This is a genomic window from Zoogloea sp. 1C4 (assembly GCF_009469605.1).
GTDB classification, from domain to species: domain Bacteria; phylum Pseudomonadota; class Gammaproteobacteria; order Burkholderiales; family Rhodocyclaceae; genus Zoogloea; species Zoogloea oryzae.
Genome location: NZ_SSXU01000125.1, coordinates 1 through 1,081 on the forward strand (window position 1 = coordinate 1; position 1,081 = coordinate 1,081).

At 26.9% G+C, this 1,081-nt stretch carries 1 protein-coding gene; it reads left to right on the forward strand.

The genetic code is table 11. From position 1 onward, the window contains the following. Positions 1–591: 591 nt before the first annotated feature. Positions 592–1,081 (forward strand): hypothetical protein (locus tag GH681_RS23175; protein WP_153163849.1); only part of this gene is annotated, 490 nt, incomplete at its 3' end.

Sequence of the window (1,081 nt, forward strand, 5' to 3'; positions counted from 1 at the left end):
AGAAAGTATAGTAGTCATAACCATATAAATTTAGGGTATAAAATACTGAGAAGAAATATTCAAGATGGTAAGAATATATTAACCCAAGATATGTTAAGTGATACTAACACTATTTATGTAATAAAATACGATTTTAATTTAAACGGATAGACTATAAATATTCCTAGAAGATGTAAAATATTATTTGATGGTGGCAGTATAACTAATGGTAAAATAAATTCAAAAGCTAACATTGAAAACTTTGGTGTAGACGGTTTCTTTACTTTTAAAGATGTTACTTTTGGTGCTTATGGTGCTATATTAGATTTATCAAAATCAATACTTCCTACAGTTGAAAAAAATGGTACATACGGATATGATCTTTCTTTAATATTAAATACAATAAACAAGTGGAAAGCAGATAGCCATTATAACTTAAATTTAACAGTTCTATTTCCATGGAGTTTAACTTACTATATAAAAGAAACCATATTTATTCTTAAGAATACATCTATAGATTTAAATGGATCTAGGATAACTCCTATAAATACTTTGGATTATTGTTTTTCTGTTTCTTCTACTGATAAAAAATACGATAATACAAATACAGCAATGGATAAACATGTATTTATTAAAAATTTTATGGTAGATGATTCATTTAATACAGAATCAAAAATAATATTCTGTGCTGACAAAAGAGAGATATGTAATATAAAAGCTGTCAACATTAGAAACACTTTAATAACTTATGGTGGATATTTAGGAAAAGGTTATGAAAATGATCATAACTATATTGATCATAAGTATATTCACGATATAGAACTAAGCAATGATGACAGAGATTTTTACGACATTGTTATTGGAAAAGGAGACGGATGCAGGCTGGATGCTATTCACGGTTGTAAGATTAGAATAGAAGGTTCTCAAGGGTTTATCTCTTCGAATTGCATAAATTGCGGATTTAATATTATTGGTTCTCAAGGAACTATAATAAACCATCACGATGAAGAAGCAAAAGAATATAGTATAACAAACTCTATGGTTACTATAATTCAAAGTAAGATATGGAGGCATAATAAACATCTTATTAATATACGAGATA